Source organism: Limnoglobus roseus, from assembly GCF_008254045.1.
GTDB classification, from domain to species: domain Bacteria; phylum Planctomycetota; class Planctomycetia; order Gemmatales; family Gemmataceae; genus Limnoglobus; species Limnoglobus roseus.
In genome coordinates this window covers 3469436-3486105 of the sequence record NZ_CP042425.1, presented here as the reverse complement: position 1 = coordinate 3486105, position 16670 = coordinate 3469436, and the positions used below count along the sequence as shown (strand labels likewise).

Here is a 16670-nt window from a genome sequence, read left to right as displayed (position 1 = left end):
CGCCCATGACCACCCCGCCTTCGTCGACGCCGACCCCGCCCGGTTCCTATTTGCCGTGGCGGTGGGAGTGGCTGGGGTGGGCACTCGCGGCGGTCTTGCTCGTCATCGGCGTGCCGCTGTTCCTGCGGATGCCGCCGTGGTGCGACCTGACGCTCTACGAAATGGCCGCCCGCACGATGATGACCGGCGGCGTCCACTACCGCGACGTGTTCGACACCAACCTGCCCGGCTTCGTCTGGCTGCTCGTCGCCATCCGCCGCACGCTCGGGCCGAGCACGGAGGCGGTGCGGGTGGTTGACCTGGCCATCGTCACCACGACCGTCGTGCTGCTCCTTCGACTGGCCCGGTGGGCCGGGGCGAACCGCGTCGGGCTGGCGTGGATGACGGCCGGGGCGGCGGCGCTGTACCCGTTTACGACGGAATTCTGTCACGCGCAGCGGGACGTGTGGATGTTCCTGCCGGCGCTCGCGGCCGTCGTGATCCGACTGCGGCGAACACCGGAGCACGCCTTCGCGAAGGGCTTCCTCGAAGGGCTGTTGTGGGCGTCGGCCGTCTGGATCAAGCCGCACGTCGTCTTCCCGGCGGCGGCGGTGTGGCTGTTCTCGGCCCGCCGGGTGACGGCCGACGGCCGGTGGAAGTCCACCGTGCCCGACTTCCTCGGCAACCTGTCCGCCGGCGTGCTTCTCGGTGCGGCCGGCATCGCGTGGCTGGTCGGGACCGGGACGTGGCCGTACTTCGTGGAAGTGTTCACGGCGTGGAACCCGCACTACACCGTCTACATCTTCTCGGAGATCGGCTGGCGGTTCCTCAGCCACCCGTTCCACTTCGTGCCGTGGATGTTCTTCCAACCGCTGGCGATCGTTCTGTCGCTGTGCGACCTCGCGGCCGTCCACTGGGGCGGCCAAGACCGCCCGCCGCCACGGTGGCTGTCGTGGCTGCCGCGGTGGCTGTACACGCCCGCGTCGGACGCGCAACAGCGAATGACACGCGCGATGATGGGGGCTCTCTTCTTGTCGTGGCTGTTCCAGTCGTTCGTCCTTCAACGGCAGTTCCCCTACGCGCACGTCGCCGAAACGCTGCTGACGTTGGCGATCTTCGCGGCCCACCGCTGGGCGGTCGTGCCGCTCTGCTTCGCGTACCTCATTTTGTCGTCGATGTTCTACCAGGCCGTCATGTACTCCCCGCGGCTCTACGAGCGGATGAAGCGCGTCGAAGATTCCTTCTCCCAGGTGTGGGACTTCATCCCGTGCCACGCGCTGGTGGACGGTCCACGGCTGGCCCGATGGCCGGACTGCTGGAAGCACCTGGAAGGGGCAGAGTATGCCCGGCGACAGGATCAACTCGCCTTGCTGAACTACCCCGGCTCATTCCCGTCGATCTCGGTGGAAGAGGCCGAGGAAGTGGCGGCGTGGTTCCGGGCCCGCGGGGCGACGGCCGAGGACGTGGTCTGCTGGCACTCGTCGCCGCACGCGATTTACCTCGGCCTGACCGGCCGGCCGGCATTCCGGTTCATGCACGTCGATACGCCCCTGATTAGCCGGGAGACGTATGCGTGGATGCGGAAGGAACTCGTCGAGAACGCGCTGCCGAAGGCGAAGTACGTGGTCAGCGACCTGTACCGATTTTACGTCCCGGTGCCGAGCGATTCGCCGACGTTTGCGGAGATGAAGACGGCGGGCGACGACCTACTGCCGGTTTCGATCCCGGTCGGGGCCAAGAAGCTGTTCCCGTGCAATCAGCCGGCTGTGTTCCGCTCCGGCGGCGGCCACGGCCGGTACATCGTCCACGAACTGAAGAACCCGATCGGCACGATCGAGTACGACACGGACGTCTTCGACGCCTCGCAGAACATCAACTTCTGGACACGGTAGGGCCGCGGAGATCAAGACATGCCCTCGAAGTCTCGACGGCGGTGGCTCGTTGCCGTGCTGGTTGTCATGGCCGGCACGGCCGCGCTGTACGGCTATGCGTGGTGGGCATCCGTCGCGAGGTGGGTGCCCGGCACCTACTCCTCGACCGACCCTGACGGGCAGAGGCACGTCGTCCGCTACAACCCGGACGGAACCCTTTCCTCGCCAAGTGGAGGGACGGCCATCCGGTGGAGGGTGGCCGGGCGAATGCTTATTCTTGAACCCGTGACTGCCGAACCGCCCGGATGGATCGAGTCGGTGCGGGATCGCTTCCGCGAGCCGCTCTTCAGCAACACGGTGACCCGGTATCGGATCGTCACGGCAGACGAGACGGGCCTCGTACTGTCCTGGGGGAAAGAACTTAACACCGGCGTCGAATACCTACAGCGGCACGAGCGCCAACCCGACGCCCCGTGAAGGCCGGGTCTACTTCGCTCCCACTTCGGCCCGCAGCTTCTCCAGTTTCGCCTTCATCTCGTCCACGACCGGCTTGAACTTCGGCCGGTTGGCGAGGTTCGTCCGCTCCTCCGGGTCGGCCTTCAGGTCGTACAGTTCGAACTCCTGGGCGAACTTGAACGGCGGGTCGTAGTAGTGGATGAACTTGTACTGCTCCGTCCGCACGCCGCGGTGCTTGTTGACGTTGTGCGAGGCGTCCGGGAATTCGTGGTACTCGTAGTACCACGAATCCCGCCACGGCTTCACGTTGTCGGTCGCCTTCGGCTCGGCGATCAACTCGGTCATGCTCCGGCCGTGCATCGTGTTCGGGTACGGCACGCCCGCGAAGTTCAGCAGCGTCGGGGCGATGTCCACGTTCAGCACCATCCCCGTCGGTGTCTGGCCGGCCTTCACGCTCTTGGGGTGGCGGACCAGCATCGGCACGCGGATCGACACGTCGTGCATGAACCGCTTGTCGAACCGCTGCCACTCGCCGAGGAAGAAGCCGTTGTCGGATGTGTACATCACCATCGTGTCGTCGGCCACCTTCATCGCGTCGAGGGCGGCCAGAACCTTGCCGACGTTGTCGTCCACGGCCGTCAGGCACCGGCAGTAGTCGCGGATCATCTCATCGTAGTTGTGGACGTCCGGGTACTGGCCGAACATATTCGCCGCTTGCAGGAATGCCCGCGGCTTGCCCTGGCCCGGGTCGTCCCACAGGGCCGGCTTCTTCACGACGGCGTCCTTGTAGGTCTCCTTGTGGCGCGCCGGCGGCACCCACTGGCGGTGCGGCGTCTTGAAGAACAGGAACAGGCAGAACGGCTTGTCGCCGCGGTCCTTCTTCATCCAGTTGATGGCGTGGTCGGTGGTCACGTCGTCGATCCAGCCGTCATACGCCTTGTCCGGCCCGATTTTGCCGTCCGGCCCCGTCTCGGCGATCACCGGCTTCGCGTACTGCCCCTGCCCGGTGAAGCCGAAGTAGTAGTCCCACGTCTTCTGCCGAAAGTGCCCCGGCACGTGCGACTTGCCGACGAACCCGACCTCATACCCGTTCGCCCGCAGCAGGTCCGGCATCCACGGCACGTCCTCGCGGAGTTTCGTGCCCATGTTGTCGAGAACGCCGTTGCCGTGCGAGTACAGGCCGGTCATCAAGGTGGCCCGGCTCGGCGCGCAGAGCGCGTTGGTGACGAAGGCGTTCTTGAAGTGCGCCCCTTCCTTCGCGATGCGGTCGATGTTCGGCGTCTTCAGGAACGGGTGCCCGGCACAACTCAGGAAGTCGAACCGCTGGTCGTCGGTCATCATCACGACGAGGTTCGGCTTCTTCGCGTCGGCGAATGCCGCAGCGACCGCGAACAACAGCCCGACGAAGGAGAGGAAGAGTCGCATGGCGAACCCCGCGAGAAAAGAGAACTGCGGCTCAGTATATGGCAATCTTCTGGGCGAAAGCCCAGGGACGGCCGTCCCTGGGCTTTCGCGTAATCTAATCCCAACCTTCCCACGGAGTTCCCGTTTTGACCACGTACCTCATCACCGGCGCGACCGGATTCGTCGGCAGTCACGTTGCCGACTTGGCACACGCCCGCGGCATCACGGTTCGCGCCCTTGCCCGGCCCACGGCTGATCTCGCGCACCTGAAGTCACTGAACGCCGAGATCGTGCCCGGCGACCTCACCGACGCGACTGCCGTGGCGAAAGCGGTGGACGGCGTCGACGCGGTCATCCACGCGGCCGCGAAAGTCGGCGACTGGGGGCCGGTCGAGGACTACCGCCGGGTGAACGTCGAGGGCTTGCGGACGCTGCTCGATGCCGTAAAAGGGAAGCCACTGAAGCGGTTCGTTCACGTGTCCAGCCTCGGCGTTTACGAAGCCCGCCACCACGAGGGGACCGACGAGGGCGAACCGCTGCCGGACAATCACATCGACGGCTACACGCAGTCGAAGGTCGAGAGCGAGAAACTGGCCTTGGAGTACGTGCGGCAGTTCCAACTGCCGATCACGATTCTTCGGCCGGGGTTCGTGTACGGCCCGCGGGATCGGTCCGTGTTGCCGCGTTTGGTGGACCGCCTGAAAGAGAAGAGCATCGTTTACATAGCCGGCGGCCGGTACGCGCTTAACACGACCTACGTCGGCAACATCGCCGAGGCATGTCTGCTGGCCGTGGATAACGAGAAGGCCGTCGGCGAGGTGTTCAACATCACCGACGGCGAGTTCGTCACGAAGCGGCAGTTCTTCGAGACGGTGGCCGACGGGTTGGGGCTGCCGCGGCCGAAGCGGTCGATCCCGCTGTGGCTGGCCCGCCGGCTGGCGACGTGGCGGGAGCGTGTCTTCCGTCGCAAGAACAAGCCGCACCCACCGCGGATCACGCAGGCCACGCTGAAATTCGCCGGACTGAACCTCGATTTCAGCATCGCGAAGGCCCGCGCCGTGTTGGGGTACACGCCGCGGACGCACTTCGCCGAGGGGATGGCGGCGGCACTCGCGGACTTCAAGAAAGGGTAGGCGTATTTCTGGAACCCAGAGCGGAAGCGACGGGGTGGTAGGGCCCCCACCCCGTCGCTTCCGCTCTGGGTTCCAAATTCGGTCACTCTCCTTCAAAATTGCTGAATAGTGCGTTCAGTCCTCTCGCCAGGGTCGGGTGCGCGAACATATCGTCGCGGAGCCGTTGGTACGGCAGGTTGCCCATCATGGCAATCTGCACCATCGCCATCACTTCGCCGCCTTCGACGCCGAGGGCGGCACAGCCGAGGATGCGGTCGGTCTTCGCGTCTACTACCGCCTTCAGGAAGCCGCGGGTCTCACCGATCTCGAAGGCCCGGGCGATCCGCTTCATCGGCAACTTCGCGACGTGAACCTTCAGCCCCTTCTCGCGAGCTTCCTTCTCGGTCAGCCCGACGCGGCCGAGTTGCGGGTCGAGGAAGATGGTGTGCGGGATGAGCCGATCGTGCGTCGTGCGGCCGGCGTGGTGCAGCAGGTTCTCGCGGAAGATTTGGTTGTCGTTGTGCGAGACGTGCGTGAAGGCCGGGCCGCCGTTCACGTCGCCGAGCGCAAAGACGCCCTCCACGTTCGTCTCCAACCGCTCGTTCACCGGGATGAAGCCCTTCTCATCGGCCGCGATGCCGGCCGCCGTCAGGTTCAGGTCGTCGGTGTTCGGCGTCCGCCCCGTCGCGATTAGCAGGTGTGAGCCGGTCAGGGTGGGCTCGCCGTCCGGCGTTCGCACGGCGAGTTCGACGCTGCCCGTCACGCGGAGGGATTCCGTTCGGAGCAAGACTTCGATGCCGTCCTCGCGGAGAATGTCGGCAATCGCCTCGGCCACGTCGGCGTCTTCTTTCCTCAACAACTGCTCGCCGCGATGGACGATCGTCACGCGGCTGCCGAATCGCCGGAACATCTGGGCGAACTCCAGCCCGATGTACCCGCCGCCGAGGACGATCAGGTGCTCCGGCACTTCGCCGAGGTCCAGGATCGAAGTCGAATCGAGAAACGGAACGCGGTCCAACCCCGGCAGGTCCGGTCGGGCCGGGCGACAGCCGGTGTTTACGACCACGATCGGGGCCGTCAGGTCGCGAGTGCCGCCGTCGCGAAGCGAAACGCGAACGGCCTTCGGTCCGGTGAACGCCGCTGCACCGCGAATCAGGGTCAGCCCCTCGCGGTCTTGTAGTTGACGTTCGCTAGAGGCCCGCGATCGCTCGACGATGTCGTTCTTCCGGCGGCGAACGTCTTCCATCTGCACGCGCACGTCGCCGATCCGCACCCCGAACTCGGCCGCACGCCGGGCGAGGTGGGCCACGCGGGCGCTCGCCACCATCGTCTTCGTCGGCGTGCAGCCGACGTTCACGCACGACCCGCCGATCTCACTGCGCTCGATCAGCGCGACCCGTTTGCCGGCGGCCGACAACGACCGCGACAGCGGGTTCCCCGCTTGCCCGGCCCCGAGAAGGATCACGTCGAAGGTTTCAAGCATGGGAGAGTGCCCCTCGTGTAAGACCTGGGTGATGGGAAGTGTATGAACCGTCGGCACGCCGCTTGCAAGCCCCTCTGCCGGGCAAGGAGGCCGCTGATGAATCGTCTCATCCTGATTCTGTTCGCCGTCCTGATCGTCGGCACCGCCGGCTGCGCAAACCCGTTCCGCCGCGCGACTGATGTCCCCTCGTGCTATTTCCCGAAACCGAGCAAGGCGACGGACCCGCTGCTACGTGAAGAGCTAGCCCAGAAATGAAAGCCGCCCCCGAATTGACGGGAGCGGATCGTTGAACTTCCCTTCAAGTTATCGCACCGCACGGCCGATCAGCAGGCCGACGCCGAAGCCGATCAGGATCGCCGGGATCGGGTGGTTCTTGATGAGCGTCGTCACTTCGTCGGTGTATTGACCCACTTGCTTCGAGGTTGCCCCGTAGGCCTCCTCGGCCCACCCCTCGACCTTCTGGCCGGCGTCCTTCACGCTGCCGTAAGCGTCGGAAGCATAGTGTGACACCTTGTCCGCGACGTGGCTCGCCTTCTCGGCGACTTGCCCACCGACTTGGCTCGCCTTCTCGGCGACTTGGCCGAGGGCGTTCGCCACTACTTCACGGGGGCCGCCGTTGGTCGCTTCCGCAGTCTTGGTGGGATTATTCGGGACCGGGCTGGGGTTCGTGCCGCGGTTCGGTTGGTTGAATGGTTGCGGGCCGTTCATGATCGAATTCCTCAAGGAGAGTCAAAAGACACGAGAGGGACGATGCAACCACGGTGCCGAGCGGGAACCTTTTCCACCCTTCGCGGGTTGTTCGGTCAAATCAGTTCCGAATGTCTCAAGTTTCCATCGGGCCGCGGCGGTGCCCGGCACACCCTCTGCCTCGAGGAATACCAGATGATCGGTCCCCCCGTGGTTGGAGCAGACCCATGACTCGCTTTCTGACTCTCCTGACAGCGATTTTAACCCTGATGATCACCGGGTGCGCAGCCGACTGCCGAGTGTGCCCCGACGGCGACCCGACTCGGCGGGAAGTCGTCTCCCCGCCCTACTCGGATCCGGCCTTGCCGTCCCGCTGATGAGAACTCTCTGAGAAGTCGATTTCCTGGTATCATTCGGGCCGCGCATCTTGGTAAAGTCGGGAGTATGTCCCTCCGCGACCAACTCTCCCGGCTGGTCCTCGCGGCGGTGCTGGCATTGACCGGCACTGCGTCCGTTGCGCTCGCCGCCGACCCCGCCGAACCGATCTTCTCGAAGCGCATTCTCCCCTTCCTCAAGGCTCACTGCACGAGTTGTCACAAGCAGGGGAAGGCGAAGGGCGAGTTGTCCTTCGACCCGTACCACGACGATGCGTCCGTGCTCGCCGACCGCAAGACGTGGGACGGCGTGGTGCGCCAAATGAAGGCGCGCGAGATGCCGCCGCCCGACCGGCCGCAACCGAAGGCGGAGGAGATCGACGCCGCCGTGAAGGCGATCGAAGACCTGTTCGACCGTCACGATAGCATGGCGAAACCGAACGCCGGCCGCGTGACGATCCGGCGGCTGAACCGCACCGAGTACAACAACACCATCCGCGACCTCGTCGGCGTCGACTTCCACCCAGCGGACGACTTCCCGGCCGACGACGTGGGCTACGGGTTCGACAACATCGGCGACGTGCTCTCCGTCTCGCCGCTGCTGCTGGAAAAGTACCTGGCGGCCACCGAGGCGATTCTCGATCAGGCCATTGTTCTCGTCGATCCGCCGAAGTTGAGGAAGCAGACCTACGACCGGATTCGCACCGATTCCACGCGCACGGCCGCCGAGTTGGGGCGGGCCGTCTCGTTCGACGAGGGGACGTACAAGGTCCGGTGCAAGGTCGCCGGCGACGTGGTGCGGTTCCGCCTACGGGTGATGGGCCAAGACGTGCGCGAATTCGAAGTCACGGCCGCCGCGGACAAGCCGGAGGTGATCGAGGTTTCTGTGAAGGTGCCGGCCGGGACGGGGCGCGTGACGGTGACGTTCCTCAATCCCGCCGATGACCAATCGCGAACACTCTACCTGAAGGGCGTGGAAGTCGAGGGGCCGTTCGACCCGCCGCCCGCGGAACTGCCGGCCGCACACCAGCAGCTAATGACTCACTCGCCGGGGCTACCGCCACGGGAGGCGGCCCGTGAGATCGTCGGCCGCTTCGCCGCGAAGGCGTTCCGCCGGCCGGTGACGGCCGCCGAAGTCGAGCGATGCCTGACGCTCTACGACGCGGCCGAGAAGAAGGGGCAGAGGTTCGAACTGCGGGTGCGGGCGGCGTTGTACCGCGTGCTGCTGTCACCGAACTTCCTCTTCCGCGTGGAACTCGATCCGGCGAACTTGCCGCCGGGCACGACGTACGCCATCGGCGAGTACGAACTCGCGAGCCGGCTGTCGTACTTCCTCTGGAGCAGTCTGCCGGACGACGAACTCCTCGCCCTCGCCGCGAAGGGGCAACTGCGGGCGAACCTGGAACCGCAGGTCCGGCGGATGATCGACGACCCGAAGTCGGTGTCGTACCTCCACGGCTTCGGCGAACAATGGCTCGCCCTCCGCAAACTCGACCTCGCGTCGCCGGACCCGAAACTGTTCCCGACGTTCGACCCCGCACTGCGGCAGGCGATGACCCGCGAAAGCCTGCTGTTCTTCGAAGCCGTCGTGCGGGAAGACCGGCCGGTGCCGGACTTGCTCGACGCCGACTTCACCTTCGTGAACGCCGCCCTCGCTCGGCACTACGGCCTGCCCGGCGTGACCGGCCCCGAGTTCGTCCGCGTGAAGTTGCCCGCGAGCCGCGGCGGAGTTCTCACGCACGCCAGCGTCCTGACGCTGACTTCCAACGCCACGCGAACATCGCCGGTGAAGCGCGGGAAGTTCATCCTCGAACAACTCCTGAACGCGGCCCCGCCGCCCCCACCGCCCGAACTGGACATCCCGGAACTCGAAGACCAGAAGCAGTTGACGGGAACCCTCCGGCAGCAGATGGAGCAGCACCGAGCGAACGCCGTGTGCGCGTCGTGCCACCGGCGGATGGACCCGATCGGCTTCGCGTTCGAGAACTTCGACCCGGTCGGCCGGTGGCGCGACAAGGACGCCGGGGCCGCCCTCGACGCCTCTGGCGTTCTGCCCGACGGCCGCACCTTCGACGGCCCGGCGGGGTTGAAGAAGTTGCTCCGCACCGACAAGGACGCCTTCGTCCGCTGCATCGCCGAGAAGATGCTGACCTACGCCATCGGCCGCGGCCTGGAAGCGTACGACCGTCGGGCCGTGAACCAGATCGTGCAGACGGTCGGCAAGCAGAACGACCGCTTCTCGGCCCTGATCCTCGCGATCGTCCAGAGCGACCCCTTCCAGAAGCGAACCACGCCGGGAGAATCGAAATGACGATGCCCCTGTCTCGACGGACGGTCCTCCGCGGCCTCGGCACGGCGATGGCCCTGCCGCTGCTCGACGCGATGGCCCCCGCGACCCGCGCGGCAGACGCCGCTCGCCCGCCGCGGCGGATGGCCTTCCTGTACGTGCCGAACGGGGCGTACATGCCGTACTGGATGCCGAAGACCGAAGGGGCCGACTACGAGTTGACGCCGTGCCTCGAACCGATGGCCGAGCACCGTAAGGAAATGCTCGTCTTCGGCGGGCTGACGTGCGACAAAGCCCGTGCCAACGGCGACGGGGCCGGCGACCACGCGCGGGCGAGCGGAGCGTTCCTCACCGGGGCGCAGCCGAAGAAGACGGCCGGGGCGAACTTCCAGGCCGGGCCGTCGGCCGACCAACTCGCCGCCCAGCAACTCGGCGACCGCACGCGGCTGCCGTCGCTGGAAATGGCCATCGAGAAGTACCGCGGGGCCGGCGGGTGCGACAGCGGCTACTCCTGCGTGTACGAGCACACACTGTCGTGGCGAAATTCGACCACCCCGGTGCCGCCGGAGGTGAACCCGCTCCAGGTCTTCAACCGCCTCTTCGCGAGTAAGCCGAACGACCCGGACGCCGCCGCCCGCAACGCGCTCCGAGCGAGCGTGCTGGACGCGGTCCTCGAAGACGCGAAAGACCTGGACCGCAAGCTCGGCGGCAGCGACCGAAAGAAACTCGACCAGTACCTCTCCGGTGTGCGGGAACTCGAACAGCGAATCGCGAAGGCGGAACGGCTGTCGCCGTCGGTGCTGCCCGACGACGTGTCCCGCCCGATCGGCGTCCCGGCCGACCTGACCGAGCACCTCCGCCTGATGTGCGACCTGATGGTGCTGGCGTTCCAGACGGATTCGACCCGCATCGGTTCGTTCATGCTCGGCCGCGAGGGGAGCGAGCAGAAGTACCGCATGGTCGGCGTGAACGAGGGCCACCACTCGATCTCGCACCACCAGAACAAGGCCGATAACCTCGCGAAGATCAAGGCGATCAACACCTACCACATGACGCAGTTGGCCTACCTCACGGGCAAGTTGAAGGCCGTGAAGGAGGGCGACGGCACGCTGCTCGACAACTGCATGATCGCCTACGGCAGCGCCATCGCCGACCCGAACCGGCACATCCACCACGACCTGCCGGTGCTACTCGTCGGCCGCGGCGGCGGCACGATCAAGACCGGCCGGTACGTCCGGTACAAGGGCGACACGCCGTTGAACAACCTCTGGCTGGCGATGCTCGACCGCTTCGGCGCAAAGGCGACAAAGCTCGGCGACAGCACCGCCGTGCTGGACGGACTGGGGTGAGTGGTTTCCCTGGGCGGAAGCCCAGGGACAGCCGCCCCTGGGCTTCCGCCCAAAACCTTCCTCCCGTAACGGACGATGTCACCACTTCCCTTTCTCTTCGCGCTGCTCGTTGCGACCGAACCCCCGCCGACGGTGATCGCCACGCAGGAGCTCACGCCGATCACTGGGGCCGCCCTCAGTCGCGACGGGCGATTCATCGCCGTCATTCTCGACGACCACGCCGTCGTGGTCTGGGACGCCCGGATCGGGCAGCCGGTGAAGACGTTTACGGGTCACACGAAGGCGGTTCTCGCGGTGGCGTTCAGCCCCGACGGCCGACAGTTGTTGCTCGGCTCGGCCGACACGACCGCGACGCTGTGGGACCTCGACACCCGCCACCGCGTCCACACTTTCAGCGGGCACACGGGGTCGGTACAGGCGGTCGCGTTCAGTCCTGACGGCACGCGAGTTCTGACCGGGTCGGCCGACACCACCGCCATGCTTTGGAACGCGGAAACCGGCGAGCCGCTCCTCACCGCGAAGGGCCACCGCAAGGAGTTGATGGCCGTCGCCTTCGCTCCCGACGGCAAGTCGTTCGCCACGACCTCGGCCGACACCACGGCCGCGCTCTGGGACGCCACCACCGGCGCACAGACCTTTGCCTTGCGCGGCCACGGCGAAGGCGTCTCGTCCGTGGCGTTCAGCACCGACGGGTCGCGTGTCGCCACCGGTTCGTGGGAGAACCACGGCATCGTCTGGGACCCGGCCACCGGCAAGCAGTTGATGAAGACCGCCCGCCACAACAACGACGTGAACGCGGTCGGCCTGTCCCCCGACGGCCGCCGTGTGTTGACCGGCGACCGTGAGGCGGCCGTGATGATGTGGGACGCCGTCAGCGGCGAGAAGGTCCGCACGCTCCTCGGCCACACCGGGGACATCGTCGCGCTCGTCGTGCGAGACGACGGCCGCGTGGTGCTGACCGCTTCCCGCGACGGCACTGCGAAACTGTGGGACTTGGCGACCGGCCGCGAGTTGCTCACGCTGGCGACCGATGCCGCGTGGAAAAGTTGGGCAGTGGTGTCCCCGGAGGGACTGTTTGACGCCTCCGACTTCGGACGGCACGCGCTCGGCTTCCGCTTCGCGAAAGGGCCGACGGCCGAGGTCGATCAGTTCTTCGCCGAGTGCTTCCGCCCCGGCTTGTTGGCCGAGGTCTGCCGCGGCGAGCGGCCGGTTCCCGCGAAGCCGTTCGGCCGGAGCGTGCCCCCGCGGGTGCGGATCGTGCCGCCGACGAGTAAGGCGTTCACCGCCCCGGAGGCGACGCTGACCGTGACCGTCACCGACCAGGGCGGCGGCGTGTCGGGCTTGCGGGTCGATGTCAACGGCGCTCGCATGGCCGTTCCTTTCAACCGGGAATCGGCAACGCGGATGACGTTTCGCGTGCCGTTGGCCCCCGGCGGGAACAAAGTGCGGGTGCGGGCCGCGAGCGCCGACGGGTCGTGGGAATCGACGCCCAGCGAGATCGAACTGACGCACGCGAACCCGTCGCCCCCCCTCGGCCGGTTCTACGTCGTGGCCGTCGGCGACGATGCCCGCGAACTCGGTGAATCCCTCCGGAGCCACCGCGGGAACTTGTTCGACCGCGTGGACGTAGTGCCGCTGACCGCCCGCGAGACCACGAAGACCGTCATCGCCGACACCGTTCACGACGTGGCCGAACTGACCCGGCCGCAGGACACGTTCGCCGTGCTGCTGTGCGATCGCGGCGGGGAACCCGTTGCCGCCGACCCATCGCTGACCGTGAACAAGGTAGCCGCCGCGATGGGCACGGCCGCCGCCCAGAAGCGGTTGCTTGTCATCTATGCCAGGAAGGACGAAAAGATGCGTGACGAATTCGTCCTCCGCGGGGCCGTAGAGCGACTGGCCCGCTCGCAGGGCATTCACGTCCTCGCGGCAGGAGACAGTAGGTTGAACCACACTCTGCGACTGCGACTCATTCCCAAGATGGGCGACGCCCAAGCCCCGCTCACCGTGAGCGAGTGGTTCGAAACTGCGCAAATAAAGTCCACCCCGCTCCGGTCCACTCACTACAGTACCCAGGCCAAGAGCTTCCCGATCCTGATGCCGGATCGGTAGGCCACGCCACCCGCCCCCATTCCCTTCGGGTTCCGACCCTCCCAGGAGACCTGCCGCGATGACCGCTCGCTCTTTGACCCGCCGCCTACTGACCGTCGTCACCGGGGCCACGATCTGCGGCCTCGCCCTCGCCGCCGACCCGCCGAAGAAGAACACCGACGGCTACACCGACACGCCGAAGATCGCCGGCAGCAAGTGGCACATCCACGACCCGAACCGCCCGCAGCCGCCGATCGTCACGCCGGGCGAAACCTTCAGCCAGATGGCCGCGGCCCCGTCAGACGCGATCGTGCTGTTCGACGGCAAAGACCTGTCGAAGTGGTTCGGCGAAAAGAACGGCCCGGCGGAGTGGAAGATTTCCGACGGGTACGCCGAGGCCACGAAGGGGCGGCTCCGCACCCGCGACGAGTTCGGCGACTTCCAGTTGCACCTGGAGTTCGCCACCCCGGCGAAAGTCGAAGGCAAGGGGCAGGGCCGCGGTAACAACGGCGTGAACATCTACGGCCGGTACGAGATCCAGATCCTCGACTCGTTCGACAACCTGACGTACGCGGACGGCATGTGCGGGGCGATGTACGGCCAGCGGCCGCCGCTGGCGGGGGCGTCGAAGAAGCCCGGCGAGTGGCAGACCTACGATGTGATCTGGGAATCGCCGAAATGGGACGAGGCCGGCAAGCTGACGAAGAAGGCCGTCATCACGGTGCTGCACAATGGCGTGCTGATCCACAACCACTACGAGCTGGTCGGCACCACGCCGTACCGGGCACTGCCGAGCTATGACAAACCACACCCGCCGAAGGGCGCGATCGAACTGTACTACCACAGCAACCCGGTGCGGTTCCGCAACATCTGGATCCGCCCGATCACCGCGGCGACGGACGACTGATCGGGTGAAGGTGGTGAAAAACGGGGTACGGCCCGAGAACGCGCAAGCGTTATCGCGGCCGCACCTCGCACCGCATCAGCACCGCGTCCGGCCGCCGGGCCGTCACTTCGCCCGCACCCAGGCAGTCGAGTACGGCCAGCACCGTGGCCTCGTCTTGCGGTTGGAAGTGGGCCATCACCACCCACAGGCGTCCCGTCTCGCTGATGGCGTGCAGGTCTTCACGGTAGTGCCGCAGGTTCGCGCGGTTGTCCCCGCCGAAAGTGACGACATCCGCGGGAACCGGCACGCCGTAGTACCGGAACGCCGGGATGGCCTCGTGCGCGACGTACACGCGGTCGCCGGGCTGCCACTGCTTCGCAAGCTCAACCAACACTTCGCGCGCCCCTTCGGCGTGTAGCGGAGTCTTCCGCAGATTGTTGCACTCGTTTGCGGGGCCGGCGCACACGGCGGCGATTACCAACCACCGTGCGAACGTGCCAAGGTCGCGCACCCGGTCCGCCACGGCCATCGTGCCGTGGGCCACCAGCACCAGCAACGATGGGACTGCGAATAGCATGAGCCGGCCGGCGAACGGGTACTTCCGCAGGGCCGACGCCGCCAGCGCGAACGCGAGCGGGGCGGCGAGGGCCACGAGCAGCCGCCAGTTCGATTTCGCGAGTGAGACGCCGCCGATGATGGCACAGACCGCCGCGAGGCCGGCCATGCCGATCTCGCCGCCGAAGCCGCCGGGCTTGTCGAACAGCAGCACGACGTGGTGCACGATCCACGCGAAGTCGCCCGGCCGGACCGGCGGCAGCGGCAGGAACTTGCCCGCCCAGAAGTCGGTGAGGTACGGGTTCAGGCCGAGTTTTCGGAGGAACAGTAGGTAGCACGCCGCGAAACTCACCAGCCACGCGAAGATGATGAGGCCGTTACGCTTCATGGCCGGGCGATCGCGGCGAACGATCGCGTCGGCAAGCAGGGCCGAACCGACGCCGCCGAGCACGAACACGGCCGGGTGCGAGAACCAGACCGCGACGGCCCCGCCGATCGCCATGAGCACGTGTTCGTGCCGCGTCGAGGTTCCTTCCCAAATGCGGCGGCCAATCAGCAGCAAGGCCACCGTCAGGGTTGCGTCGAGTTCGTACTGCTTGAACTCGGCCGCGTAGCCGACGAGGTATGGCGAGAACGCGAACAGCACGACCGCCAGTCGGGCCGCCGGTACCGACAGCACGCGGTACGCAAAGCCGACGAACAGCAGGAAACCGGCCAGCGACGCGAACGCGGGGATGGCCCGCAACGCCAGCTCCGAGGGGCCGAAGGCGGCGACGATTGCGCGCGAGGTCAGCAGGAAGCCGAGCGGCGCGCCTTGATTGAGTTCGAGGGGTTCGAGGAGTTGCAGCGGCGTGCGGTTCACCACGTTCACGGCCAGCATCGACTCGTCGAGCCAGAGCGACGGGTTCCGTAGGTAGACGCCGACACGGAAGGCGAGGCCGAGGAACACACACGCAATCACCAGCACGCCCGGCGAAACGCCAACCCTACGGCGGGCCGGCTGCGGTGCGGGGGCCGTGACGATGACGGCCGAGGTAATGGTCGGCGTGGTGGCAGGGGCGAGTAGGCGTTCGGTCGAAACCGGGGTCATCCGTAACCTCGTGGCGGAACCGTGGGCGGAACCAGGCTACCACTTCGGCCGCGGGCGGGGCAACGGGAGTTTATTTCCGCCCCAGATGCTCCACTTCTCGCCACCGCTTCCGCACCAACTCCGGCGGGGCGGTGCCGGTCGTACCGATCTGCTGAACGGTGATCGACGCGATCAGATTTCCGAACGCGGCGGCTTCCTCGTGCGTCGCGCCGGCGACCTTCGCGCAGGCGATGCCGGCACTGCAACTATCGCCGGCCCCGCAGATGTCCACGGGACCGCGCACGGGGTAAGCGGAGATAGCCGTTCTTTCGCCGGTGGGGGTGACAACGGTGATGCCGTTCTCGCCGTCGGTGCAGAAGGCGGGGCGGCTGAACCGGAGTGTGCCGGCCCGTTCGAACTCCGTTCGGTTCGGCTTCACGCACACGTTGCGGAATTTCGCGATCTGTTCGCGGCTGTCGGCGAGCAGGAACCGTGTCGGGTGTTCTTCGCCCAACGCCGTCAGTCGGTCGCGGACACGGTCGGTGACGACGCCGCAGTTCGCCTCGCTGACCTGATCGAGAATCAGCAGCGCGTCGAACTTCGGGAAGAGGTCGTCGAGTTTCTCCAGCACCCGCTGTTCCAGTGTCCACGGCGTCGGCGTGCGGTTCTTGATGTCCAGGCGGTTCAGTTCGCGGTCGCCGTACATCGGCTTCGTGTACGTCGGCGTGCGGCGGTCCCCGGTCAGCACCAGGCCGTCGCCGCGAACGCCGGGCATCTTCGCAAGGCACTGCTGCAACTCGTACCCTTCGCCGTCGTCGCCGAGGATGGCGATGGGGTAGAGCTTGCCGACGCCGAGCGCGACGAGATTATTCAGCACCGTGCCGAGCGCCCCGGGGTACGACCGCACGCCGGCCACTTGGTACGCGGTCAGCCCCGTCTCAACGGACGGCTCGTCGCGGGCCGGGTCGATGTCCAGATAGCGGTCGAGGAACAAGTCGCCGATCAGGCCGATCGTGCGGTTCGGCACCGTGGCCAGGATGCGTTCGATGAGGTCGGTGGTGAGCATG

The 16670-nt window shown here is 66.6% G+C and carries 13 protein-coding genes; 8 read left to right on the top strand and 5 right to left on the bottom strand.

All coding sequences use genetic code 11. From position 1 onward, the window contains the following. Positions 1-5 precede the first annotated feature (5 nt). Positions 6-1871: a hypothetical protein gene (locus PX52LOC_RS14710; protein ID WP_149110819.1), complete on the top strand. Its 1866-nt coding sequence runs from the start codon at positions 6-8 to the stop codon at positions 1869-1871. Between the two features lie 18 nt (positions 1872-1889). Next, entirely contained in the window at positions 1890-2327 is a 438-nt protein-coding gene (locus tag PX52LOC_RS14705) for a hypothetical protein (protein ID WP_149110818.1), read from the top strand. 9 nt (positions 2328-2336) lie between these two features. On the opposite strand, the gene PX52LOC_RS14700 is transcribed toward PX52LOC_RS14705, so the two are convergent. Further along, positions 2337-3731 carry a sulfatase family protein gene (locus PX52LOC_RS14700; RefSeq protein ID WP_149110817.1) on the bottom strand — a complete coding sequence of 465 codons (1395 nt, stop codon included), beginning with the start codon at positions 3729-3731 and terminating at the stop codon, positions 2337-2339. 125 nt (positions 3732-3856) lie between these two features. Here PX52LOC_RS14700 and PX52LOC_RS14695 point away from each other — a divergent pair, with 125 nt between their 5' ends. After that, positions 3857-4843 carry an NAD-dependent epimerase/dehydratase family protein gene (locus PX52LOC_RS14695; protein WP_149110816.1) on the top strand — a complete coding sequence of 329 codons (987 nt, stop codon included), beginning with the start codon at positions 3857-3859 and terminating at the stop codon, positions 4841-4843. 82 nt (positions 4844-4925) lie between these two features. Here PX52LOC_RS14695 and PX52LOC_RS14690 read toward each other — a convergent pair whose 3' ends face one another. Further along, positions 4926-6305, bottom strand: a complete 1380-nt coding sequence (locus tag PX52LOC_RS14690; protein WP_149110815.1) for a mercuric reductase — start codon at positions 6303-6305, stop codon at positions 4926-4928. A 96-nt stretch (positions 6306-6401) separates the two neighbouring features. Between PX52LOC_RS14690 and PX52LOC_RS40525 the strand changes: the two genes are divergently transcribed. Further along, positions 6402-6560, top strand: a complete 159-nt coding sequence (locus PX52LOC_RS40525; RefSeq protein WP_168219004.1) for a hypothetical protein — start codon at positions 6402-6404, stop codon at positions 6558-6560. 48 nt (positions 6561-6608) lie between these two features. On the opposite strand, the gene PX52LOC_RS14685 is transcribed toward PX52LOC_RS40525, so the two are convergent. Continuing rightward, positions 6609-7013, bottom strand: coding sequence for a DUF883 family protein (locus PX52LOC_RS14685; RefSeq protein WP_149110814.1), 405 nt, complete (start codon positions 7011-7013; stop codon positions 6609-6611). Positions 7014-7436: 423 nt separating this feature from the next. On the opposite strand from PX52LOC_RS14685, the gene PX52LOC_RS14680 reads away from it, so the two are divergent. The 4 genes from PX52LOC_RS14680 (at position 7437) to PX52LOC_RS14665 (ending at position 14000) form a co-directional block, all read left to right on the top strand. Beyond that, positions 7437-9677 (top strand): DUF1592 domain-containing protein, encoded by a 2241-nt coding sequence (locus tag PX52LOC_RS14680; protein WP_149110813.1) that lies wholly within the window; start codon positions 7437-7439, stop codon positions 9675-9677. Further along, positions 9674-11002, top strand: coding sequence for a DUF1552 domain-containing protein (locus PX52LOC_RS14675; RefSeq protein WP_149110812.1), 1329 nt, complete (start codon positions 9674-9676; stop codon positions 11000-11002). Before PX52LOC_RS14680 ends, PX52LOC_RS14675 begins: the two co-directional genes overlap by 4 nt. A 75-nt stretch (positions 11003-11077) precedes the next feature. Next, positions 11078-13114, top strand: a complete 2037-nt coding sequence (locus PX52LOC_RS14670; protein ID WP_149110811.1) for a WD40 repeat domain-containing protein — start codon at positions 11078-11080, stop codon at positions 13112-13114. Positions 13115-13172: 58 nt separating this feature from the next. Then, positions 13173-14000 (top strand): 3-keto-disaccharide hydrolase, encoded by an 828-nt coding sequence (locus PX52LOC_RS14665; protein WP_149110810.1) that lies wholly within the window; start codon positions 13173-13175, stop codon positions 13998-14000. Positions 14001-14049: 49 nt separating this feature from the next. Here the strand turns inward: PX52LOC_RS14665 and PX52LOC_RS14660 are convergent, their stop codons facing one another. Together PX52LOC_RS14660 and PX52LOC_RS14655 are read right to left on the bottom strand one after the other, a co-directional pair. After that, positions 14050-15624 (bottom strand): hypothetical protein, encoded by a 1575-nt coding sequence (locus tag PX52LOC_RS14660; protein ID WP_149110809.1) that lies wholly within the window; start codon positions 15622-15624, stop codon positions 14050-14052. A gap of 70 nt (positions 15625-15694) precedes the next feature. Beyond that, a complete protein-coding gene (locus tag PX52LOC_RS14655) occupies positions 15695-16669 on the bottom strand; it encodes a bifunctional heptose 7-phosphate kinase/heptose 1-phosphate adenyltransferase (RefSeq protein WP_149110808.1) in 975 nt (324 codons plus the stop codon). Position 16670 lies beyond the last annotated feature (1 nt).

What these genes read in the sequence shown, in the direction of transcription:
- PX52LOC_RS14705 (WP_149110818.1), top strand. Translation starts at nt 1,890, where the DNA reads ATGCCCTCGAAGTCTCGACGGCGGTGGCTCGTTGCCGTGCTGGTTGTC.
- PX52LOC_RS14670 (WP_149110811.1), top strand. Translation starts at nt 11,078, where the DNA reads ATGTCACCACTTCCCTTTCTCTTCGCGCTGCTCGTTGCGACCGAACCC.
- PX52LOC_RS14655 (WP_149110808.1), bottom strand. Translation starts at nt 16,669, where the DNA reads ATGCTCACCACCGACCTCATCGAACGCATCCTGGCCACGGTGCCGAAC.
- PX52LOC_RS14700 (WP_149110817.1), bottom strand. Translation starts at nt 3,731, where the DNA reads ATGCGACTCTTCCTCTCCTTCGTCGGGCTGTTGTTCGCGGTCGCTGCG.
- PX52LOC_RS14675 (WP_149110812.1), top strand. Translation starts at nt 9,674, where the DNA reads ATGACGATGCCCCTGTCTCGACGGACGGTCCTCCGCGGCCTCGGCACG.
- PX52LOC_RS14710 (WP_149110819.1), top strand. Translation starts at nt 6, where the DNA reads ATGACCACCCCGCCTTCGTCGACGCCGACCCCGCCCGGTTCCTATTTG.
- PX52LOC_RS14660 (WP_149110809.1), bottom strand. Translation starts at nt 15,624, where the DNA reads ATGACCCCGGTTTCGACCGAACGCCTACTCGCCCCTGCCACCACGCCG.
- PX52LOC_RS14665 (WP_149110810.1), top strand. Translation starts at nt 13,173, where the DNA reads ATGACCGCTCGCTCTTTGACCCGCCGCCTACTGACCGTCGTCACCGGG.
- PX52LOC_RS14690 (WP_149110815.1), bottom strand. Translation starts at nt 6,305, where the DNA reads ATGCTTGAAACCTTCGACGTGATCCTTCTCGGGGCCGGGCAAGCGGGG.
- PX52LOC_RS14685 (WP_149110814.1), bottom strand. Translation starts at nt 7,013, where the DNA reads ATGAACGGCCCGCAACCATTCAACCAACCGAACCGCGGCACGAACCCC.
- PX52LOC_RS14680 (WP_149110813.1), top strand. Translation starts at nt 7,437, where the DNA reads ATGTCCCTCCGCGACCAACTCTCCCGGCTGGTCCTCGCGGCGGTGCTG.
- PX52LOC_RS40525 (WP_168219004.1), top strand. Translation starts at nt 6,402, where the DNA reads ATGAATCGTCTCATCCTGATTCTGTTCGCCGTCCTGATCGTCGGCACC.